The organism is Paenarthrobacter sp. C1 (assembly GCF_049315185.1).
Lineage (GTDB): Bacteria > Actinomycetota > Actinomycetes > Actinomycetales > Micrococcaceae > Arthrobacter > Arthrobacter nicotinovorans.
In genome coordinates this window covers 34,466-54,544 of sequence record NZ_CP186054.1, presented here as the reverse complement: position 1 = coordinate 54,544, position 20,079 = coordinate 34,466, and the positions used below count along the sequence as shown (strand labels likewise).

The following is a 20,079-nucleotide window of genomic DNA, read 5'->3' as shown; positions in this document are numbered from 1 at the left end:
ATGAACACGAGACTGAGCACAGCCATGGCAGCACTGTCCCTTTCCGCTCTGGCCCTGACCGGCTGCGGCGCATCAACATCGACCTCCACCGGAACAACGTCAGCCCCCACCACCAGCGCCGCCCCCGCCACCAGTGCCGCCCCGGCAGATCTGGCCACCGCGAAAACCTCCCTGGGGACCACTGTTGTCAACGGCAAGGGCATGTCCGTCTATGTTTTCGACAAGGACGTCAAAGACTCCGGGAAAAGTGCCTGCACCGGGGCCTGCCTGTCCATCTGGCCGGCGGTGACCGCCGGATCCGGGACCCCGGTAGTGGAGGGTGTCACCGGAAAGGTCGGCGTGATCACCACCGACGCCGGGACCAGGCAGGTCACACTCAACGGGATGCCCCTGTACCTTTACAGCAAAGACACCGCCCCGGGCGACGTCAAGGGCCAGGGCTTCAACAAGATCTGGTGGGTCATCAACCCGGCCGGGGAAAAGATCAGCACCCCCGCCGGATAACACAACGCAGCGTCCTGGGCGCCACCGGCCTTTTAGCTGGCCGGCCGGGGATCGTGTGTCGGCAAGAACGGCTGCCACCAGTTACCAGACCACGGTCCCTCGACCACTCCCTTGGTCCGCGATACAGCGCCGCGCAAATCCCGCCCGCGTAACTCAGCATCCGACGCGGCGAATTCTAGGCCAACCACGAAGAGTCCCCTACTGCCCTCGCGGGTATTGTGTTCTCTCCTTCGAACCCGTGTGCCCGCGTCATTCCACGGGCTGCCTTCCCCATCACGGAAAGTATTACAACCGTGCCGGATTTCACGTCTTCGGGCGGGTGCCGGTTCCTGAAGCAGCTTTGGCGGCGATGGCGGCCAGGTCACGGGGCGGTCCGGGCGGGGGTGTAGGGCCGGTCTGCCAGATGGCGGTCAGGGCGCGGCGCAGAGGCAGCCCGCGGACGGGGACTGCGACGAGCCGGTGCAGTGCGAGGTCGTCACGGACGGCCAGTGCGCTGAGTACTCCGGGGGCCGTGCCGGCTGCGATGGCGGAGCGGACGGCCGCCGTCGTAGAGAGTTCCACCAGCGGCTCTGCCAGGTTCGCGGTTCCGGCGGTGGTGAGCAGGTGCTCGAGGGCGTCCCGGGTTCCGCTGCCGTGTTCCCTGGTGACCAGCGCGGTTGCTGCCAGCTCGCCTGCCGTCACCGGGGTCCGGCGCCGGGCCCAGGGATGCCCCGGTGCGACGACCAGGACCAGGTCATCGTCCTGCACCGCCGCGGTGCTCAGGTCCGGGGGAAGGTGCGGGCTTTCGATGAAGCCGATGGCTGCCTGTCCGGATCGGACCAGGGCTACGGTGGCTTCACTGTTGTTCACCGCCAGCTCCACGACCGTGGGGACCAGTCCGAGGGACTCCTGCTGGCGGCGCAGCGCGACCAGCCAGAGCGGCAGCAGGTGTTCGGCGATGGTCTGGCTGGCCGCGACCTTCAACTGCCGGGCGGTGTCGGATCGGAGCGAGGCGATCCCGGCATCGAGCCGTTCCCCGGCTGCGAGGACCTCCGCCGCCCACCCTGCGACCAGTTCACCTGATTCTGTCAGGGTGGACCCCCGCGGGGTCCGGGTCAGCAGGACGAACCCGATCTGGGACTCCAGGGAGCGCATCCGGGAGGAGACAGCCTGCTGGGACAGCCCAAGGTATTTCCCCGCGGCGGACAGGGACCCCAGATCATGAACAGCGGCCAGCATTTCCAGGGCGGAGAGCTCCGGTATGCGGGGGCTGAGCATCGGGGAATCTCCTTCGGAAAGTCACAGGCGGTACAAGTCCGACTTGTACCCTGACAAGTGTATGCCCCCTACTGTGGCAGGTCCGGGACCGGGAGCATGGAAAGTATGGGAACACTGCTGCTGACCGCCGATAAACACCACCCCGCACCATCGGCACAGACCCCGGGTGGCCGTACCGGGGGCCGGCGCGTCCTGCGCCGTCTGGAGAAGCCGTCGGAGCTGTTCGCGAACCTGACCCCTAACTGGTTCGCCTCCATCATGGGTACCGGGATCGTCGCGACCGCCGCCGCGACGCTGCCCCTGCAGTTCCCCGGCCTGCGCACCGGCGCCACCGTCGTCTGGGCCCTGGCGTCTATGCTGCTGATACTGCTAACCACCGCGACCGCGGTGCACTGGATCCGGCACCGGGAAACCGCCCAAAGCCACCACAGCCATCCGGTGATGGCGCACTTCTACGGCGCACCGCCCATGGCCCTTCTCACCGTCGGCGCCGGGACCCTGCTGCTGGGAAAAGACGTCCTCGGCGAACAGCTGGCACTCGGTATCGATACGGTGCTTTGGGTCGCCGGTACCGTGCTGGGCCTGGCCAGTGCCGTTGCCGTCCCGTATCTGCAGTTCACCCGGCACCAGGTCACACAGGACAGTGCGTTCGGCGGCTGGCTAATGCCCGTCGTGCCGCCCATGGTTTCGGCTTCCACCGGGGCGCTGCTGCTGCCCTACGTCCCGGCAGGGCAGGCGCGCCTGAGCCTGCTGATGGGATGCTACGCGATGTTCGGGCTCAGCCTGCTGGCCTCCATCATCATCACCACCCTCATCTGGAACCGGCTCGCAGGGCACAAAATCGGGGCCGCAGCGGCAGTTCCCACCTTGTGGATTGTGCTGGGGCCGCTGGGCCAGTCCATCACCGCCGCCAACCTCCTGGGCGGGAACGCCCACCTCGCCGTATCCGGGACCCTGGCCCAGGCCATGGAAGCCCTTGGCGTCCTCTACGGGGTGCCGGTCCTGGGCTTCGCGCTCATGTGGGCCGCCCTCGCAACCGCCATCACCATCCGCACCGCACGCCGGGGCCTGCCGTTCTCCCTGACCTGGTGGTCATTCACCTTCCCCATCGGAACCTGCGTCACCGGCCTAACCGGCCTCGCCGCCCACACCCACCTCGCCGTGTTCGACGCGATGGCCGTTGCCGGCTACACCCTGCTGGTCGCCGCGTGGATCATCGTCGCCGCCCGGACCTTCCACGGCAGCATCCTCCAAGGCACCCTCTTCCAGAAACCCGCAACGACCGCACCGTAGGCGGGGCCGCAGCGAACCAGCAGCCCCTCACGGAAACAAGCAACCGTTCACAGCGCCCGAAGGCGGCCTCATGAAACCCCGGACAACACCCGGCTCACAGCAACGCTCACCCACCAACACAAAAGGGACCAAGTCACCCGCCCGATTGCAACGGCCGCTGATCGCCGTCGGCGTGCCACTCCTCCTCGCAGCCGGCGCGCTCACCTACGGGCTCACCGCAAACGGCAGCGGTCAACCGACCCCGGCAGCAGAGAAGGACCCGACCATGATCGAAGGAGTCACCAGCTATGCCGGCCTAAGCAGAAACCACGTCCAGACCGCGGTGACCTATCCACAACATCCCGGCGTCGGCGGAGACCACTCACCGGTATGGACGAACTGCGGAGCCTACGACCGGCCAGGGTCACCGCGCATTCCACGGCGGCGCCTGCCGCCCGGGTCAATGCCTCGGCTGCCAGCCCGGTCATGACATCAAGGAGTCCCTTGATGTCGTCCATCTCGGTCACCAGATCATGGAGCCGCTCAAAATCGTCCATCTCCTCCGGGGTGTCCATAAAGGTCAATCTATGGGAGCCCGGACAGGCTCACAACAAATGCCCAATGCCCCGGTGTTGCAGCGTGTCTTCAAGGTGCTGAAAACGACACACTTCAAACCCGTAAATACAGGGCACTACGGCGACCGGTAAAACCTTAGCGTCGGATGTTTCACTTTTTCACAAGCCACCCCTACGAACCCGTCAAGGTCCCCGACGACCACACCGGGCCCCTGTATTGCCTCGTTTGTGGAGAAGCGTACGCAGTTTAGCCGACCGGCAAGGGACAGCCGCCGTCACCCTTGCCGGGGCCACTGAGGAGAGTCTCACGAGTCTCCCTCCCCCGCTTCAGCAAGCGCTGCCGTGGTCACTGCCTCAGCCAGCAGCCAGGGGCGCCGTCATCGCTGGATTTCCGGAAATGCCCTCATGGCATCCACCCAGCTCATGCCCAAAGTCGGGCCGATTTCTTTCCAGTCATAACCTTTGTATCGGGCCAGCTTAATGGCTGCAACGAGCTCACGACGGGCTTGGGCTGTCCGCTCTGCCTTGTATCTGACCAGCATAAGAGGATCTTCCATGTGGAAGCCCAAGCCGAACATTCCGTCGTCGTCCCTATCTTCGAACGCCTCCCCCAGGAGCTTGTAGGAAGAAACCAGCTCGGACATTTCTTCGGCGGCAAGGTTGTCAAAGTCATTAGTGCCTGTTGGTCCGGTGTAAGGGTGGACTCGTCCTCCCTGATCCTGAAACAATCTCCAGTCCTCTCAGCGAGCCGTGACGCCACCACCGCTTCTGTATTCATCTATATTGACCCTTTTCGGCCTAAAAGGGCTAATGGGGGCATTAGCGCTTTTAGCGTCGACCGCGCGCTATCTTGCCCGAGGCTACAACGGGAAAAGGGTTGCCATTGTTGTACGTGTTCTCGCGTTTCAGCATCCGGTCCAAAGCAGCTTCTCGAAGGAAATCTGAGAAGGATGCCTCCCTTTCGGCCGCGGTCGTCGGGGTGTGGAACCAGGCCGCTCGGATGCGCTCCAATACGTCCTCGTCCGCGTAGAAGGATCCTTTGGGCTGCACCTTGGGCTTGCTGGCGGTCCGGGCACTTCGCGTGGACCGGTCAACCAGTTCCCTGCCAGCGTCACTTCCCCGCAGGGCATGGCTTTCCTCAATGACCATCGCCTCCGGCGCCGCTGGCTGTGAGTTCTGGTGCTCGATCGGGTGCGCTGCACCGAGGGCGCTCTTTCTGCGTTCAGGTCGTTGCGTCATGTCTTAGGCCTCCAGGTTGCTGTAGTCGTGTTTGGGAAACATCTTCTCGAGATGCGGCCGGAGCTCTATCTCGTCAAGATGTGCCAAGTGCCTGGCGTAGATCTCGTAGGCCTGTCTGGCTTTTTCATCGGGCCACTCGTCCAGGCCAAGACCAGCTTCCATGGCGTCTTGAATGACGCTCCAGTAGGGCAAGTAGGGTTCGAGTATCCGCCAGGGTGACGCTTCAATGAGGTCTGTGATCCATGCCCTGTGGGTGATGGTGTTGCGGTTGCCATTGACGATAACGCCAGCGACTGTCAGTAGCGGGTTGTAGTACCTGGCCACGCTGTCGAAACTCAGCTGGAGTTGGCTTAGCCCGTCCAAGGAGAATTTTGAGGGCTGGGTAATCACCAATGCCCTATGAGCTGCAGCGAGAGCGTTGATGGTGTGTAGTTCAAGGCTTGGCGCGCAATCGATAAGAACGACGTCGAAACGCTCAAGGTTCTCTAAGAGAGCTTCCTTGAGCCTGTATTCCCGGCCGTGCTCCGCGTGGAGCTGTTGTACGGCCTTGGTGGTGTTCGAGTTGGCCGGGATCACCGTGAGGCCTTCCCAGATACCGTCCACTTCAACGTCCCGCAGGGCCTCCCCCAGCAAAACATCAGCAAATGTCAGTTGGTCTTGCTCGACACTCTCGGCAGAAAGCAAACCGCTCAGGTTTCCCTGCGGATCCGCGTCAATCACCAAGACTCGCTTGCCGGCCCGGGTCAGCGCCCGCGCCAACATGTATGTTTCCGAGGTCTTGCCCACTCCGCCTTTTTGGTTGATCAGGGCGTATATGGTCGCAGCCATTATGTCTCCATTCCATCTATTGCATCCACAATACCTTTTAGGTCTATTGGGGATACGAGCGACACTCCACCTATTGGCGTTATTGGGAAGTGTAGGTCTAAAACTTCTATTGTCACTATACACGACATTAGCGCTTTTATACCTATTAGGTCTAATGGCCGTGGCGCTTCTGGTTCCTCGGGACGACGTTGCTTCACAAGCAAGAGCGGGCGAGTGGGGGCAACGATGCCTCGCAAAGCGAACTTGGATGGCTTGGTTGGCAACGTGCTTGACCGCCAACCGGCAGCACCTGGAGAGTCCGATTTATACCTATTAGGTCTAACGCCCATGGTGCTTCTAGCCCCTTGGGACGATGATTGCTTCACAAGCGAGAGCGGGGGAGTGGGGCAACGATGGTCGCAAAACGAGGTCGGATGGCTTGGCTGGCAACGTGGGTAACCGCAAACCGGCAGCACCTAGAGAGTCCGATTGCAGCAATGTTCAGCTCGAGGAAAAGTCCGGAAACCATTAAGGACTACATCGAGTTCCTGTATTTGACGAAACACTTCAGCGGCGACGAGCAGTTGTCATTCCTGGCGGACCCGACCGCAAATCCATACCCGGCCACCTACGGCACCATCCGCGCCAACGTCAGCGGAACCGGCGAAACGAATCTCCCTTGGCGATATCAAATCATGTGCGGCCACAATCCATATCTCTATGCCCGACGCGTGAAGAACCTACGTTTAGGCGCGGGGACATATCCGGACGGTTCTCAGCGGCTGGAGTGGGATGAGATTCCTAAACCTGCTGAACCCTTGGATTGGACCTGAAAGGTATAAAAGAGCTTTTAGGATGTTTAGGTCTATTGGTTCGCTCGTTGGCAACCCCTTCGGGAACTCCAGCATTCGGCCACCAACCTTAGAACACGGCCAGTCTTGACCCATTCCTGTCGCCAGTTGCACCCGATCGCAGGTAAATGTGGGCCGCCCTTAGCTGACCTGGGCGAAGGCCATGTGGGACAAGGTCCAGTCGTCTGGGGGTCCTTCATAGGTGTGCCAAGGATAGTCGTCCGTGGGGGAGAGCAGTTCGGCTACGGTGTGGGCTCGTTTGGACAGCCACTCGCGCCAAATGATGCGGTCTTGGGCGTATTTCCTGAGCTGCCGTGCCACGGCTTCGAGGACGCCGAACTGTTCGGCAAGTTCTTTCAAGGACGTGGTGGCCACGATCGCCCATTCAAGACTCTTGGACCTAGAAACCAGATTCCAAGCAGCAAGGATCTCCAGTGCCTCGGTGACGGCTGTCCTGGACAAACCAGTAGCTCTAACCAGGTCAACGCTGCGTAGAGCAGCGGGGGAGTGCTCCAGCGTCTCGTAGACGAGTGCGGCAGGTATACCCAGCTCACGGAATACTGGGCGCAGAGCGTGGATTTTTCCCTTGCGCCAGGACATATCCTCAGCTGCCGCCTTGATATCGTCCGGAATGGTCAGCATGTACAGATCCGCTTTGGTTCCTCGGCCCTCTTCGACAAGAGCAGCCAGCCCGTCATTTTCGGATCGGATGGCCTTCAGATGCAGTTGAACAGTGGTGTGATCCATACCTGTGGCCACAGCGATTGAACGACTCCCGAACTCCACGAAACGGGACGCACTCATATGAGCTGCTTCCCCAAGTGCCCTGAGAACCATACGACGGCCAAGACCCTCACGTGAATCCCTATAGCGCTGCTCCCTAAGTTGTAAGGCGTTACGCCAGGTCCTGATAAACCGGTGCTCGGCATCCGCATCCGACGAAACAGAAATCCCTTGGATACCCCCCGCCTGTGTAGAGAGCTCGCTTGTGGGGGATTTACGGGCATTGATATCTAGTCGCTTCTCGCCGCGGCTTTTTTGAATATGGCGAAGGGCTTTTGCCCAGTCCCTTTGCAGGCTTTTGGATCTGTGACCTGCGCGGTAGCGCGCGTAGAAGGATGCCAATCCTGGCCAGTTCCCTTGCAGGAGCCGGCGTTGGACGTCCGTGAGGGTAAGGCCGGCGGCCGCGGCCGCGACGAGGACGGCTTGGCGGGCCTCTGAGTCGGTGCTGTATCGGTTTGCGTCGTACAAGCCTGTGCGGGCCAGCTGCTCCATTGCCCTGGACATCCGACCCGGAGCCGCAGCGGCTAGCGTGTCAGCTGCAGCTGCCGGTTGTTTGAAGGGTTGTTCAAGTCGTAGCGCCTTGACGGCGGCGATCTCCTCCGCGAGGTCCGCAGTCATGGCTTGCCAGATGTGGGGGGTATTCGGCCGTTTCGCCACGTCGTAGGCCAAGTTCAGGCTCATAGCGAGCTCTTGGTGCCCGCCCCTCTTGTGCCGGGATCCCGGAGTGCGGACACAGCCGTGGTGGAGGTTTTGATGCGGGGTCTTGTCCAGGCTCCGGTATTTGGTGCCCAGAGCTTCGACAAGATCACGTGCGGCAGAGAACGTGACTCGTTCCTGCAGGGGGATGTACACATGGCGGCCGCCGTTGGGGGAGAAGTCCTCAATCCACCTGGCGCCGCACCTGTGCAGCCAAGACTGTACCGCCCTGACGTCGGCTTCAACCCAGTCGACACCAGCAACGGAAGAGTCAAAGTCGAGGAAGATCGCCCTGCAGGTGCCGTCCTTCCCAAAAATCCGGACCGCTGCCGGAGATGTCGGCAGACCCTCGGTCAGGTCGCGTTCGTGTTTCTGCGGATATGACTTGCCACCATCGCGGGAAAGACGCACTCGGGGTTGGCCTGCGAGCAAAGGCGCCAGCGCAGCCCACGAAGCCGCAGCGGACGAGGCAGAAGCGACACGCAGCACGTCCGGGCGCGTGGTGGATGTTGACGGCGGCAGAAACGCCGGTACGATAGACAGCAGTTACTCCCTTCGGGGTACAGAAAAATCCACCCACTGGGTGGGTGTTGGATAAAAGTTCAGATCGGGTCCCGCCAAGAACAGGATCTGAACAAACAAATTCTCGAAGCTACGGCCCGCGCAAGCGGGCCTCTTCGTTTAACTGGCCTTTGCGATAGGCAAAGCCTCCTGGTTGCGCTCTTTTTCGAGATCGATGGTGGCCAACCACGCCATGAAGCGTTCGGCAATCAAGGGGCCGGCGTCGTCACCATAAATCTTGGCCAGGGCTTTCGTCTTTTTGCCCGCTTCGACGGGGAGTTTGACGTTGAAAGCGATGCGCTCTCCCTTACTGGGGCGCCCAACCTTGGAAACCTTTTCCTGTGCCATGCTTCCACCCTGCCATTTCCTTAACTGAAATCCGTGAAGGGCGCGGTGCGTGTCGGGAATGCCGACCTGCGTGGGTGTGTGTGTCAATATGTCCGTCACGCTCGGTCTACCTGGGCGTAGTTAGGATGTGACATATGTTCTTCTCAACCCCCACAGCTGTCTAATCATGATTGCTGAGCCTTAAGCATGCTCAACCTGCATCCTATTGCATCATCAGTTCATTTTGCAGAACGGCACATCGGACGCGTTGTCAGAAGCGCATCGTCCTCCCTGGACCGGCGTCGTGCGTCACGCAGAGTCCGCGCGTTCACGCGGATGATGGAACTGCCATCACCGCTGAGCTTGTCCAAGCTCATTAAGTTCGTCGAACTGGTCACCGAAAGGCCTATTCGCCTCGCGCGAAGAGACGAACTGCTTGACGTTGACATGTCGGGCTTTTGGCACGAAGACGGGGAGGTTAACCGTCTCTTCCACGTGGGCGACCGATCCGAATTCGCCGGGGAAATGAATATTCTTCATGAGCTCTCTCATGTTCTTCTGCAGCACGACCCGGAACCTTTGACAAGCGAGGAACTGGCCGTAGTTTTCCCGGACTTGGATCCCCGGAAGGTTCTCCATGGCTGGAGGCACACGAAGCTACGAACCGGAATTGAAGCGGAGGCTGAGCTCCTCGCGGACCATCTGTATGCACAGATTCGTGCCGGCAAGCGGGACGACGAAATCTTGGGCTTCGGAGATGTAATCGGTTGACCATCACCGATGTTGCCTTGCTCATTGCTGCTGTAGCCCTGCTCGTATCGTCAATGGCGATGTACGCCTCGCGTAGCAGGGACAAACATAGTTCGTGGATCTACGGCAGCCTCTTCGGGTCCCTAACAGCCGTTTTCCTTGCCGAACCGCTTTACTATGCGGCGGATGCAGCACTTGGTGGTGTGAACTACCTGGCTTTGATTCAGCGCGCGTTCCTGGCCTTGACCTTGCTTTCCATGCACATTGGCATTTGGCGTGCTTTGGCCCCCGCTCACCCCAAACGCCCAGTCATTTTCGCGTGCGTTATCGCTGGGATCAGCTACGGCGGTCAAGCCGCTCTGTTTATGCAGGTAGCCCCTTCCATCACAAGTTCGGGCATGAGGCAGTACGAGAGCAATCCTCTTGTCGCTGCTTATAGCCTGTTGATGCTTGCTCACCTGGCCATCGTTGCCTTCGCCGCGATGCGTCTCAGCGTCCGTTACAGACCAGTGCTGGTGTCGTCGCGCCGCCGGCGGTCGCTGTCTTTTGTGGCTGTTGGTTCAGGTTTCGCCATGACCGTGGCAGTACTCCACGCTGTGGGCACGGTTACCGACGTCGTTGGCTCTCCACCCGAAATCCTCGGGACGCTGGAACGGGTCTTCACTGCCAGCGCGGCTCTCGTCTTCGCTGTGGCGATCGGGATCCCCACGTTTCCCCGCTGGCTAGCCTCCGCCCGTAAGAACTATCTTGCGCGACGGGATTTATGGGACATCTGCCCCCTTTGGACCAAGCTCCGGCCTGAGATTGATCAGTACGTCATCTGGCCATATCGGGGCCGGGAACTGGAAATTCTGAGCCGAAATCCGGCGATGCGGGCACATCGAAGGCTGGTCGAGATGCGTGACTGTTTTGAATCGGATGCAACCCTAGAAGGTAGACTCTCTGAAGCCGAACTGGCAAAGATTCGAACGATGGAAGTAAACACGCATGCTTGACCAGCAAACCACCCCAGGACGCGCAGCCCAGGCCGTCAGCCGGATCCTCCACCCTGCGGTCATGCTCTTGGTCGCGGCTGTGGCCACAGCCATCACCGCGCCAGCGTCCGTCCCCGCGTTGATAGCCACCCTTGCCGCTCTTGGCGTCGTGATCGTCCTAGGCGTAGTGGTCTTCCCGGCAATTGGAAAGCAACTGGGCTGGGCCGAAGACCGCCGGAAGACGTTGAGCTTCATGGCCTGCGCAGTCGTTCTTGCCCTTGGCTTGATCGTTACTGCGCTGCTGGGCGCTCCAGCTTTGCTCATAGCTAACGGAATCGCCTTCGTCGTCGGCGCAGCACTCATAGCCCTCGGCCGGTCACGGTGGAATATCTCTGTTCACACGGCGATCTTTACCGGCATTGTCTTGGGACTTGGAACCTCCTTGGCTCCCGCATGGTTTGCCGCGCTGATCCTTCTCCCGGCCCTGATCTGGTCAAGGTCAGCCCTGAAACGCCAGAACGTAACGCAGTCGCTGTGGGGTACCGCGGTTGGTGTGGTGTCCTGGGGGGCATACCTGCTGAGCTTGTCGCTGCTCGGAGCCTAGAAATGTCACCTAACTTCAACGAAGCACGAGATGCTTGGCGCCAGACATTGTCGGAGCGGCTGAATCTCTTGCTCGATGTGATGGTGGCAAGCGGGGGAGAGCCCTACGAATTCGAAGACATTCGCCGTGGGCTTGAGGAACAAGGCGTGACGCTTTCCCGTTCCCGATGGCTGTACATGCGTGACGGCACAGGAGCGACGGTCACAGACGAACGACTGCTCACCGCCCTGGCCAACTTTTTTGGGGTCAACCCTGCCTACCTCAACGACTTCGAGAGTGAAATTCCCGAACGTATCGAAAAGCAGCTCCATTCTCTGAAGACTCTCCGGGAGAAGAGAGTCAAGAAATTTGCAGCTCGTAGCCTCAAGGGCGTATCGCCTGAAAAGTTCCAAGCGATCGCCAGAATCCTGGACGAAGACGACTAGGAACCGCGCCTGCTCAACATGTTGAGCATGCTTTTTATACTTTGAGCATGCTCAATGTAGGCTAAATGCCGTGCCTACGTTTCAGCATCTCGACAACCCACACCCATCCACACCCCGCGGGACTCAGTCCGGGCGGGGCGCTCGTGCAGCGGTCAAGAGTGACTTGAGTGCCCTGACATCCCCGACTGGGCCTCCTCGTCGAGGCCAAGTGCGCGGCCCAGGATGGAGTAGCGCTCCGCTACCTCCCTGGTATTCACGGTGTACCTGACGCGCTGACCGTTCCGCTCTTCCGATGCAGGTGGATCCGCTATCAGCACACCCTCAGCTTCTAGCTGCAACAGATTGTTTTGCGCGGTCGGAACGCCAATCTCCAACCCCCTGGCCACCTCGCCCCTGGTGGACGCTCCTACCTTTACCAAGTAGCCCACAATGGCCACCTTTGTTGAGTTGCTGAACACGCTGATTGCCCGCTCTGTGCTGGAAGGAATTTTAGGGCGGGAGTAGCGGGGCATGTCTCTTATTTTGCCGCATCCCTACCCAAGTGACCTCATCAGAGTAGCGGTTAGTTAAACTATTCGCTACTGTGGACGTATTCCCCGAATTTCCAGAGCCGACCTCGAAGGAGGCGTTATGCAGCAAACAGTTTCTTTGCCTGGTTCCAGGCACGAGCTTGCCGGCATGTCTGCTACGCCACCGACCGTCGGCCGGGTTACAGGGTCCTCTGCAGCGGCCCAGGAGGCGCGGCGCCGGCTGAACGATTGGTCCCAAGGGAGCGCTAACGTCGCTGAAACAGCGGGACTGTTAATGGAACTTTATGAGCCGTTTCGGGGGATGAAGCCCCTGAGAGTGCGCAGGGACGCGTGGATTGCCTTCATCACTGCCGAGGGATTGCGGGTGGAAGATCTTGACCCCCGGCCTAGTGATGAGGATGTTCGAGTTCTGGCTTGCGCACTGGTATCAGCTCAGATGGATCAGCTGGCAGCGAGCCTCATCGTCGGCGTTTCCCAGATGTCTGTCTCTCGCTACTACCAGGCTGCTACACGTTCAGTATCGGGAGCCTCCGAACGCGCGGCTGTGCTGACACCCAACTTGCGTGATGCCAGCAAGCCAGCAACGCGTCGTGAAACCGCCGAGCGGGTTGTCAGCGACTTGGTACAAAAGGCATCGGAGGCTCCACGCGTGCCATCGGATGCATTGACCCTGGTTGTGACGTCTTCCGCCCACGTCAAGGAGTACGTAGGGGAGTTCATTTCCGGCCTCAGCGAAGGTGCACAGCTAAGTGACCAGGGCGAGGCCCTGCTTCTGCAGGCAGTAAGGGAACTTGAGGCACTGGCCCTAGTTCTCAGGAAAACCGGCCAGCGATGCGTGAACGCGTGAGTGGCTCCAACGCGGGGATCGTTCCCGGGGGTGCCGAGACAGCATTCGTCGCCCTCGTGGAGTCGGCGCGCGAATCCAACTGGGTCGGAAAGGAAGCAGAACAGCTTCTCAACCACGTTCTGCCGGCCTTGGCGCGCCCTCTAGTGGCCGAGTTTCCGGAGCTGGTGCCCGACGAGGTGTTGTCGTGGGTCTGGGAGGTAACAAAACGCCCTTCGTTGAGTTCGGTTCAGTATCCACGCACTTGGGTGATTAAGGGCGTAAGAAAAGAGCTGATCTCCGTTGTGCGAGCCCAACGCGACGGCGTCGCCCCAGAGAAAGTCTCTGCGAAGGGGTGGTGGAAAGAACGTGTAGCGTTCGTAGGTGATTCCGCCGGGTTGATGATTACCGGTCCCCAAGCCGATGAGCATCTGACGGCCATCACCACTGCGTCGATGCCTTTGGAGCGTGACAACACCGACAATGCGTTGTCTTCGGTGTGGGAAGATCTTCGCGACCTCCTGGTCAGGCTGCAATGGCCATTTGACGTAGCGTCTCGCGCGGTACTGATTTTGGAAACCAACCAGAGATCAGCAGCGCGGGAGCTCAATTTTCTGCCCTGGGGATATGCCACAGCCTTGGTTCGCTTCACCTTTGCCAACCCGGGGTTTGTCTGGGCCAGACTGCATGGAATCAACGTAGATCGTGCCGTCCTTCTCGCGGCCGCCGAGACTGATCTGCTAGAGGGGCTCGTTTGGACTCCCGTGCCTTCGGCCGTTCAATCTGTATCCGGCTTCTAGCTCCTTGTGCATAGACCTACCGGTCTTTGATGGGGCGGTACCTGCCAAGCTGGCCGGTACCGTCGCCAAAGGGCTGAGTTCGCGACGCCATGTTTCCTTCGATGAGGCGTCGCCGGAGAACTTGTGCAGCGCCTCACCGCGGCGGAGGCGGCGTCGTCCTCACGTTGGGTGTCGCCTGGTGCGTCCAGGTACGAGAGAGCGGAGGACTCGCGGTTGGCCGATGCCTAGTGGTGGATCATGAGGAATTGCACGGAGAAACTGACTACGCCGATTGCCAGCAGCGCCAACGCCCGCTTCCCGTATCGGGGTTTGTCGTGGCTGAATTGCTGTGTCTTCATGGCGACGAGTGTCTGCATTGAAACCAGCTGCGTTTGGCGGGTTTTGACGTCCGCGAACGCTCGGTTCTTTTCGGCTCTGGGAGCTCGCCCGAGCTTCAACAGCTCGGCAGCTTCTTCGGCCTTCCAAACCACATTGCGTTCCTTCTGCAACTGCTCTTTCAGTTGTAGAAGCTGAATCTTCCTGATCATGAGAACAACGATGGTCACACCTGCTGCCCCGATCGAAACGAATGCTACGATGGCCGGCGCCCACGCCGCAAACGCTGCCAGGGGCTCGAGCGAGGAAAACGAAGATTCGAGGGTCATTGTTCTTCACGTCTTTTCTGATTTCGGGAGGGATTGAGGTTCGGACTGTCGGGGTCAGCGTAGTAGCCGGCCCCGGCAGCAGAGAGGTTTAGAACGGCGGTTCGGAGTCGAGGTCGTTGCCCCAGGAACCGGCGTTGGTTTGGGCGTTCGTGGCCCATGGGTCGTCCTGCTGACCGGGCTGGCTGGTGCTGCCCTGGTTGGCTAACCCTCCGGTGTTTCCTGTGCCCTGGTTGTTGCGCTGGGTGCGGTTCACTTTCGCGTTGGACGTAGCGAAGGCTCGGGCCGATCTCGTCTACTTCGAGCTCGCCCCTCATTATTTACGCAGTGAGAATCTCCTCCAGAACCCATCCTTGGGCCTGACCGTTGGTGCTTCCGTGTCCTCGTCGGCGCGGCGGCAGTCAGGACATGGCTCGTCAGGGAATTCACCCAGTTGCTTCCAGATCCAACCGTCGATGCAGTAGTTGTTGGTGCAGTCTTGCTTTTTCAAAGTTCCCCGTCCCCGACGCTGATCCTCACATAAGTTGTGTGGTCCGGCTTCCATGTGGGTGCCTGTTGTCTTGTAGAGCGCTGCGGGCCCGTGGCATTGTCCGTCGCATTCCCATGTGCTGCAGCCGCATCCTGGGCACCAGATGTCAGGGTCCGTGAAGGATGGGCGGGTCAGTATCCGGATGGCGTGGGTGATCCCGGCTGATATGAGGGGCACTTTGGAGAGCGCCTGGTTGATGGTCATTTCTTTGTCCTTGAGCTGGCTGCTCTAGCTGAGCGCTGCCCTGAGGAGGGGCAGGTAGGATTCGGCGGTTTTGTTGTGGCCTGTTTGGGTGAGGTGTACGTTGTCGTGGAAATCGAGGTCTGCACCGGCCGCACTGGCCATGCCTGCGGCCGAGATTGCTTGGAGCCCGCGGGCCTTGGCGGCGTTGACGATGAGAGCATCGACTTCACGGCGGCGGGTGTGGCTTGCATCGTTCCTGGACATGACGCCGTTGACGATGATCTTTGTGTTGGGGTATTTACGGATCAGCTCGTCCCAGGTGTTGTTGGCGGCCGCCAGGATGGCTGCGTCGCTGGCCCCCGTTGTGGCGTCGTTCCCGCCCAGGGTCAGGATGATCGCGCCCGGGTTCCCTTGCGGGAGCAACACCCTGTCATGGACGACGGCGTCCTGTGCTGATCCGCCGGCGAAGAGGTTGGTGCTCACGTACCCGAGCCCACCAAAGGCATGCTCGATCTGGTGGGTCAGTCCGAGTTTCTGTGCTGCTTGTTCTCCCCAGGAGTCGAGCCCGGTCCCGGCAAGTTGCGAGTCCCCCAGGAAGACCACCGTGGAGGCGTCAACAGGTTCAGCCGAATGCAGTTCGGCAGTGGCCATATCCCAAATGACTTCGCGCTGCTCGAACCGTACGTGAGCTCCGCGGCCGTCGCGCCACTCGTCAGAGAGGGCCCATCCGAACTGTCCGGGGTTGGCCAGCCACTTCTGATAGGTGCCATGGCCCAGGACTTTCGCGCCAACCCCTGGCCCCCAGATGATGTTTCCCTTAGCGAAGGACTGCACGTAACCGCCAGCAAAGGGGATCTTGCTACTGGTTGGGAAGCCGAGTTCTCCCTCAGCGCCCCCACCGGCGACGAAACGGTTCTGGATATCCCCGCTCGTGGTCGCGTATGTACCTGTGGCCGGCGAGTGGAAGATCGTGCCGTGCTCAAAACGTTGAAAGACTCCCTCGCCAGCGCGGGTTTCCTCCGTTATTGGATATCCCAGGGGACCAGCCTCCCTGCCAGTCTGAGCCCAGAGGGACCCGATGGCTCCCCATACGCTGTGGGGACCTGTAGCTGGGCTGAAGTAGATCCAGCCGTGCTCGTAGGACTGGAAGATCCCGCCGTTGCGCCATCCGCCGTTTTCATCGGTCACGGGGTTTCCGTGGGGGCTGTCTTTGCCGCCCGATTCCTTCCAGCGGTCACCAATTGCCCCTTGGGCGGGGTGCGCGCCGACGCCCCTGGTCCACGCTAGGGAACCTCGTTCGAAGTCTTGGATGGCTTTGCCGTCAGCGGGACGGGTTTCGTCCTGCACTGCCCAGCCGAGCAGCCCGGGATCAGCGGCCCATTTCTGGAACATCCCGTGTCCGATGACTTTCGCGCCGATCCCCGGCCCCCAGATGACGTCAGCGTTGGCGAATCCCTGCACCCAGCCACCGGCAAAGGCTCTCTTGCTGGTTGTGGGGAAGCCGAGTTCCCCGGTTGCGCCTCCGCTGGAGAGGAACCGGGCCTGTATATCACCGTTGCTCGTTGGGTGGGCACCCCAAACGGGGGAGTTGTAGATGGTTCCGTGCTCAAAGCGTTGATAAGCCCCGTTTCCAATTGGGATTTCGGCGCTGATGGGTGCCCCAAGCGAGTTCCGGAGTTCGTGGTTGCTGAAGTAGAGCTGCCCGATGGATCCGGCGGGGCGGTAATCCTTGGAATCTGCGTGAGCGGGGGTTGCTGCAGCTGCACCGAACAGTGCGGTGGCGAGCATAAGAGTAGCCAGTTTCGTGGATTTCATGGCGTTCCTTCTGCCGGGGCGGCGGTGACGACGATGTTGTGGGTGAAGGCCGGTTGGCCGTTGACGGTGTCGAGGGGGCCGCCGCAGGTGACCAGGTGGAGGACGCGGTCACCGGTGGTGGTGAACAGTTCCGCCGGGAGGTTCTGTTGCGGGTAGAGCTGCAGGGAGGTCACTGAAAAGTTGTGGATCGTTCCGGTGCTGTCGCTGGCTTGGATCAGGTCCCCGGCGCGGAGCCGTGTGATGGTTGCCATGGGAGCCCAGGAAGCGTCCGGGTAGTTGACGTGCCCGGCAATGACGGTGGCGCCGGCGGAAGCGTTTAGTGGTGCTGAGTCTTGGTAGACGGCGGCCAGGTTCGGATCGGGTAGTTCGATAGCCCCTTGAACCCCCCGTGCGCCGTTGACCAGGGACAGGTGGAGGCCCACTGTTGGCGCGGAGACCTGATCCGGGCCTATGACAACTTCCTTGTCGGGGAAATCAAGGTTGATATGGGAGCCAGGTGCCGGGGTTGTGCTGGTGCTTCCGGGGCCGAACGGTTCCGGGTCGAGCAGTTGGATTTCGGTCGCGGATGGGACGTGCTGGCTGCCGTCGGCGGCTGGGAGGGCCTGGACGCCCATGAAGGCCGCCCCACCGAGCAAGATTAGGGAGGAAAGCCCTAGTGCGACGTTCCTTTTGTTCTGCATGAGTCTCCTGGAAGGGGGTATGGCAAAGGCGGCCACTCAGGGGGGTGGGTGGCCGCCTTCCTATCGCTGGCTACTGTTCGGAGGTTGAATCCGAGGCAGTGGCCAGCGGCTTACGGGACCGCCACGCTTTGATGCCGAAGAGAGCTCCAAGCAGGGCAAGAACACCTGCTCCGATTCCCATGCCGGTCTGCATGGTGGTGTCTGCCTCACCGGCTGGTGAGAAGCCGGCGAGGATGGTCGCAGGCTTGTTCGGTGGGACTTCCTTGGCCGGTGCCGCCGCCGGGGTTGAGGGCAGCTCAACGGCGTCCTCATCGGTGACGTCGGGGCCTGTGCCCGGAGTTCCGGCGATACCGGCGCTGTTCTTCACCAAGCCGGTTGCTGCTTCGGTCTCTGTGACGGTGTAGGCCCCGGCTGCGTAGGTGACGGACTGCCCCGGGGCCAGAGTGGCAGTGAAGTCAGCGGGGGCGTGGATCTCGACGCCGGCGTCTGTGAGCTTCTGGTCCGCGAGTTTGATGTCGTGGAGGGTGACGTTGCCGGTGTTGGTGCCCACGAATTCGTAGGTCACCTTTTCTCCGGCGTCAGCGTCACCATCACCGTTGCTGTCCTCCAGGTGCTGGAGCTTCTTCAACTCGATGGCCGGCTTCTGGTCCGGGCTCACATCGGCGTCATCGCTGTCCTTCACCGGAGTCTTGTCTTTATCGACGCCAATACCTGTCAGGTCCGCCGTGTTGTGCACCAACCCGGCATCGACATCAGCCTGGGTCAGTGCGTACTCACCGGACGTCCAGGTGGTGGAGGCTCCCGGCGCTAGCTTGCCGTCGAAGCCTTCCTGAGCCACCAGACCGACCGGCTGCGGTGTTACCGCTGCGAGCATGGAGTCCGTGAGGGTGACATCGGTCAGCGGAACAGTGCCGGTGTTGGTGCCCTTGAACCCGTACACAACGACGTCGCCCTTGTCGGTGATGCCGTTCCCGTTGACGTCCTTGACTTCCTTGACCGTCTTCTCAAGATCGATCACCGGCGGCAACCCCTCCACCGGCTGCCGGTCGGTGTCAGTCTGCTTCGGCGGGTTTTTGCCCGGGTTCCACGGGTTCACAGCGGTAACGGTGGCGACGTTGTCGATGCCACCGGCCCATTCGTCCTCAGCAGTGATCACATACGGTGCTGCCGTAGCTGTCACCGACTCACCCGGGGCCAGGGTTCCGAGGAAGCTCGTTGGGTAGGACCATGTGATGCCCAGGTCGGTCAGCTTCGGGTCCTGCAGATCCAGTGACTTCAACGGGGTCTGACCGTTGTTGGTGACCTTGAACTGGTAAACCACCGTGTCACCAGCATCGGGGCGGCCGTTGCCGTTGGTGTCCTCGTACGTGTGGGACTTATCCAACGCCAATCCCGGCGTGCAGGACACGGTCACATCAGAGGCCATCTTTGCTGCCAGCTGATCCAAATCCAGGGCGTGATCGATGGTGAACGACGGATTCAATACCTGCATCGCCCGCTCAATGTCCGCCGTCGGCGTGGCAGATCCCGGAAGGGGATCGTTCATGCCATGGAGTCCAGGAGCTGAGGACTTCACAAACAACGGAATGACTTCGATGCCCTCAGCCCGAAGATCAGCGATGGCCCGGGCGGCACCATCAAGAGCTTGCTGCTGCAGCGTCACTTCACCGTTAGCGGTAAGGTCCGCCTCCGTCGAACCCCAGGCGTTGGGAACACCGTCAGTAATGAACACGAACTTGTCGACGCCTGAGCCTTGCATGGAACGCAGACCGGCTTCCCAGTTGGTTCGCTGCGCTGCAACACCGTTCGTCTCTTCGGAGCGGGAGAACCCTGTGAATCGGTCTGCGGCGGCCTGAGCCCCTGCAGTCGTGGAGACATCAAGGTCCTTGAACATCTGGTTGTTCGGAGATGTTGCGCTCCGGTCGACGTCCAACGGCACGCTTGGATCGCCATTGCCCCACAGGCCGGGAGCCGTGTAGCCGAACTGGACGCCCGAAACTGTCATACCCGGAGTGCCAGCAAGTGCCTTGACGAAGCTTGCTGCCTGACTCTTTTCTTTGCCTACCTCGGCGTCAGTGAGGCTCCATGTGTTGTCCAGCGCAACACCCACGCTCATTCCGCAGGAATCTGCAGCTGCGGCAACGGGGGCGGTAGCAACCGAACCACCGGCGACGGCTGCCAAGGCTAGAGCGCCTAGAACCGTCGCGCTCCCAGCCTTCGCCAAAGGGCGTCCCTTGGTCCTCGGCGCGGCCCCGGATGGGGAAGATACAGATTTTTCACTCAACGCATTTCTCATCTCTTCAGTTACGTCGGCCTGGGGCCGTGGACTCCTAGGAACGGAGAAAGGGAGTCCTACCTATACAGCGGGGGGTGTTTGACGAAATGGGTGTTTCGTCAAACACCCCCCGCTGTACAGGTGAAGGCAATTTTGAATAACCGTGTCTGTCCAACGT

Annotated in this window: 22 protein-coding genes; 10 read left to right on the top strand and 12 right to left on the bottom strand. The window is 60.8% G+C overall.

The genetic code is table 11. The features are described from left to right. Entirely contained in the window at positions 1-504 is a 504-nt protein-coding gene (locus ACNAOU_RS25865) for a Secreted repeat of unknown function (RefSeq protein ID WP_015062041.1), read from the top strand. A 303-nt stretch (positions 505-807) separates the two neighbouring features. On the opposite strand, the gene ACNAOU_RS25860 is transcribed toward ACNAOU_RS25865, so the two are convergent. Further along, a complete protein-coding gene (locus ACNAOU_RS25860) occupies positions 808-1,761 on the bottom strand; it encodes a LysR family transcriptional regulator (RefSeq protein ID WP_015062040.1) in 954 nt (317 codons plus the stop codon). 105 nt (positions 1,762-1,866) lie between these two features. Here ACNAOU_RS25860 and ACNAOU_RS25855 point away from each other — a divergent pair, with 105 nt between their 5' ends. Next, positions 1,867-3,054 (top strand): TDT family transporter, encoded by a 1,188-nt coding sequence (locus tag ACNAOU_RS25855; protein ID WP_015062039.1) that lies wholly within the window; start codon positions 1,867-1,869, stop codon positions 3,052-3,054. Positions 3,055-3,124: 70 nt separating this feature from the next. Continuing rightward, the gene (locus tag ACNAOU_RS25850) at positions 3,125-3,523 is read left to right on the top strand and encodes a DUF3105 domain-containing protein (RefSeq protein WP_309301632.1); all 399 of its coding nucleotides are present in this window, start codon (positions 3,125-3,127) and stop codon (positions 3,521-3,523) included. Between the two features lie 462 nt (positions 3,524-3,985). Here ACNAOU_RS25850 and ACNAOU_RS25845 read toward each other — a convergent pair whose 3' ends face one another. The 3 genes from ACNAOU_RS25845 to ACNAOU_RS25835 form a co-directional block, all read right to left on the bottom strand. Continuing rightward, on the bottom strand, positions 3,986-4,336 hold the full coding sequence (locus ACNAOU_RS25845; protein WP_422759335.1) for a hypothetical protein: 351 nt from the start codon (positions 4,334-4,336) through the stop codon (positions 3,986-3,988). A gap of 100 nt (positions 4,337-4,436) precedes the next feature. Continuing rightward, positions 4,437-4,847, bottom strand: coding sequence for a hypothetical protein (locus ACNAOU_RS25840; protein ID WP_422759334.1), 411 nt, complete (start codon positions 4,845-4,847; stop codon positions 4,437-4,439). Positions 4,848-4,850: 3 nt separating this feature from the next. Continuing rightward, entirely contained in the window at positions 4,851-5,675 is an 825-nt protein-coding gene (locus ACNAOU_RS25835) for a ParA family protein (RefSeq protein WP_422759333.1), read from the bottom strand. Between the two features lie 413 nt (positions 5,676-6,088). On the opposite strand from ACNAOU_RS25835, the gene ACNAOU_RS25830 reads away from it, so the two are divergent. After that, positions 6,089-6,487, top strand: a complete 399-nt coding sequence (locus ACNAOU_RS25830) for a hypothetical protein (protein WP_422759332.1) — start codon at positions 6,089-6,091, stop codon at positions 6,485-6,487. Between the two features lie 159 nt (positions 6,488-6,646). Here ACNAOU_RS25830 and ACNAOU_RS25825 read toward each other — a convergent pair whose 3' ends face one another. Both ACNAOU_RS25825 and ACNAOU_RS25820 read right to left on the bottom strand, forming a co-directional pair. Then, positions 6,647-8,473 carry a MarR family transcriptional regulator gene (locus tag ACNAOU_RS25825; RefSeq protein WP_422759331.1) on the bottom strand — a complete coding sequence of 609 codons (1,827 nt, stop codon included), beginning with the start codon at positions 8,471-8,473 and terminating at the stop codon, positions 6,647-6,649. A 192-nt stretch (positions 8,474-8,665) separates the two neighbouring features. Next, a complete protein-coding gene (locus tag ACNAOU_RS25820) occupies positions 8,666-8,893 on the bottom strand; it encodes a hypothetical protein (protein ID WP_024821056.1) in 228 nt (75 codons plus the stop codon). A 342-nt stretch (positions 8,894-9,235) separates the two neighbouring features. Here ACNAOU_RS25820 and ACNAOU_RS25815 point away from each other — a divergent pair, with 342 nt between their 5' ends. Genes ACNAOU_RS25815 through ACNAOU_RS25800 form a run of 4 tightly spaced genes read left to right on the top strand, consistent with a single transcriptional unit; the run spans position 9,236 to position 11,625 of the window. Continuing rightward, the gene (locus ACNAOU_RS25815; RefSeq protein ID WP_422759330.1) at positions 9,236-9,643 is read left to right on the top strand and encodes a hypothetical protein; all 408 of its coding nucleotides are present in this window, start codon (positions 9,236-9,238) and stop codon (positions 9,641-9,643) included. Then, on the top strand, positions 9,640-10,617 hold the full coding sequence (locus tag ACNAOU_RS25810; protein ID WP_422759329.1) for a hypothetical protein: 978 nt from the start codon (positions 9,640-9,642) through the stop codon (positions 10,615-10,617). Before ACNAOU_RS25815 ends, ACNAOU_RS25810 begins: the two co-directional genes overlap by 4 nt. Next, positions 10,610-11,200, top strand: a complete 591-nt coding sequence (locus tag ACNAOU_RS25805; RefSeq protein ID WP_024821053.1) for a hypothetical protein — start codon at positions 10,610-10,612, stop codon at positions 11,198-11,200. Before ACNAOU_RS25810 ends, ACNAOU_RS25805 begins: the two co-directional genes overlap by 8 nt. Before the next feature lie 2 nt (positions 11,201-11,202). After that, positions 11,203-11,625, top strand: coding sequence for a hypothetical protein (locus ACNAOU_RS25800; protein WP_024821052.1), 423 nt, complete (start codon positions 11,203-11,205; stop codon positions 11,623-11,625). A gap of 152 nt (positions 11,626-11,777) precedes the next feature. Here the strand turns inward: ACNAOU_RS25800 and ACNAOU_RS25795 are convergent, their stop codons facing one another. Then, complete coding sequence (locus tag ACNAOU_RS25795; protein WP_024821051.1) at positions 11,778-12,137, bottom strand: hypothetical protein; 360 nt, start codon at positions 12,135-12,137, stop codon at positions 11,778-11,780. A gap of 118 nt (positions 12,138-12,255) precedes the next feature. Between ACNAOU_RS25795 and ACNAOU_RS25790 the strand changes: the two genes are divergently transcribed. Beyond that, positions 12,256-13,002, top strand: a complete 747-nt coding sequence (locus ACNAOU_RS25790; RefSeq protein WP_422759328.1) for a hypothetical protein — start codon at positions 12,256-12,258, stop codon at positions 13,000-13,002. Beyond that, positions 12,987-13,778, top strand: coding sequence for a hypothetical protein (locus ACNAOU_RS25785; RefSeq protein ID WP_024821049.1), 792 nt, complete (start codon positions 12,987-12,989; stop codon positions 13,776-13,778). The genes ACNAOU_RS25790 and ACNAOU_RS25785 overlap by 16 nt, the downstream gene beginning before the upstream one ends. Before the next feature lie 224 nt (positions 13,779-14,002). On the opposite strand, the gene ACNAOU_RS25780 is transcribed toward ACNAOU_RS25785, so the two are convergent. The 5 genes from ACNAOU_RS25780 to ACNAOU_RS25760 form a co-directional block, all read right to left on the bottom strand. After that, a complete protein-coding gene (locus ACNAOU_RS25780) occupies positions 14,003-14,422 on the bottom strand; it encodes a hypothetical protein (protein ID WP_422759327.1) in 420 nt (139 codons plus the stop codon). An 88-nt stretch (positions 14,423-14,510) separates the two neighbouring features. Continuing rightward, the gene (locus tag ACNAOU_RS25775; protein WP_422759326.1) at positions 14,511-14,675 is read right to left on the bottom strand and encodes a hypothetical protein; all 165 of its coding nucleotides are present in this window, start codon (positions 14,673-14,675) and stop codon (positions 14,511-14,513) included. A 501-nt stretch (positions 14,676-15,176) separates the two neighbouring features. Then, positions 15,177-16,946 (bottom strand): GDSL-type esterase/lipase family protein, encoded by a 1,770-nt coding sequence (locus tag ACNAOU_RS25770; RefSeq protein WP_422759325.1) that lies wholly within the window; start codon positions 16,944-16,946, stop codon positions 15,177-15,179. Further along, positions 16,943-17,626 (bottom strand): class F sortase, encoded by a 684-nt coding sequence (locus ACNAOU_RS25765; RefSeq protein ID WP_422759324.1) that lies wholly within the window; start codon positions 17,624-17,626, stop codon positions 16,943-16,945. The genes ACNAOU_RS25770 and ACNAOU_RS25765 overlap by 4 nt, the downstream gene beginning before the upstream one ends. 70 nt (positions 17,627-17,696) lie before the next feature. After that, entirely contained in the window at positions 17,697-19,808 is a 2,112-nt protein-coding gene (locus ACNAOU_RS25760; RefSeq protein WP_422759323.1) for a DUF7507 domain-containing protein, read from the bottom strand. Between the last annotated feature and the right edge of the window lie 271 nt (positions 19,809-20,079).

What these genes read in the sequence shown, in the direction of transcription:
- ACNAOU_RS25865 (WP_015062041.1), top strand. Translation starts at nt 1, where the DNA reads ATGAACACGAGACTGAGCACAGCCATGGCAGCACTGTCCCTTTCCGCT.
- ACNAOU_RS25860 (WP_015062040.1), bottom strand. Translation starts at nt 1,761, where the DNA reads ATGCTCAGCCCCCGCATACCGGAGCTCTCCGCCCTGGAAATGCTGGCC.
- ACNAOU_RS25855 (WP_015062039.1), top strand. Translation starts at nt 1,867, where the DNA reads ATGGGAACACTGCTGCTGACCGCCGATAAACACCACCCCGCACCATCG.
- ACNAOU_RS25850 (WP_309301632.1), top strand. Translation starts at nt 3,125, where the DNA reads ATGAAACCCCGGACAACACCCGGCTCACAGCAACGCTCACCCACCAAC.
- ACNAOU_RS25840 (WP_422759334.1), bottom strand. Translation starts at nt 4,847, where the DNA reads ATGACGCAACGACCTGAACGCAGAAAGAGCGCCCTCGGTGCAGCGCAC.
- ACNAOU_RS25835 (WP_422759333.1), bottom strand. Translation starts at nt 5,675, where the DNA reads ATGGCTGCGACCATATACGCCCTGATCAACCAAAAAGGCGGAGTGGGC.
- ACNAOU_RS25830 (WP_422759332.1), top strand. Translation starts at nt 6,089, where the DNA reads ATGGCTTGGCTGGCAACGTGGGTAACCGCAAACCGGCAGCACCTAGAG.
- ACNAOU_RS25820 (WP_024821056.1), bottom strand. Translation starts at nt 8,893, where the DNA reads ATGGCACAGGAAAAGGTTTCCAAGGTTGGGCGCCCCAGTAAGGGAGAG.
- ACNAOU_RS25805 (WP_024821053.1), top strand. Translation starts at nt 10,610, where the DNA reads ATGCTTGACCAGCAAACCACCCCAGGACGCGCAGCCCAGGCCGTCAGC.
- ACNAOU_RS25800 (WP_024821052.1), top strand. Translation starts at nt 11,203, where the DNA reads ATGTCACCTAACTTCAACGAAGCACGAGATGCTTGGCGCCAGACATTG.
- ACNAOU_RS25795 (WP_024821051.1), bottom strand. Translation starts at nt 12,137, where the DNA reads ATGCCCCGCTACTCCCGCCCTAAAATTCCTTCCAGCACAGAGCGGGCA.
- ACNAOU_RS25790 (WP_422759328.1), top strand. Translation starts at nt 12,256, where the DNA reads ATGCAGCAAACAGTTTCTTTGCCTGGTTCCAGGCACGAGCTTGCCGGC.
- ACNAOU_RS25785 (WP_024821049.1), top strand. Translation starts at nt 12,987, where the DNA reads ATGCGTGAACGCGTGAGTGGCTCCAACGCGGGGATCGTTCCCGGGGGT.
- ACNAOU_RS25780 (WP_422759327.1), bottom strand. Translation starts at nt 14,422, where the DNA reads ATGACCCTCGAATCTTCGTTTTCCTCGCTCGAGCCCCTGGCAGCGTTT.
- ACNAOU_RS25770 (WP_422759325.1), bottom strand. Translation starts at nt 16,946, where the DNA reads ATGAAATCCACGAAACTGGCTACTCTTATGCTCGCCACCGCACTGTTC.
- ACNAOU_RS25765 (WP_422759324.1), bottom strand. Translation starts at nt 17,626, where the DNA reads ATGCAGAACAAAAGGAACGTCGCACTAGGGCTTTCCTCCCTAATCTTG.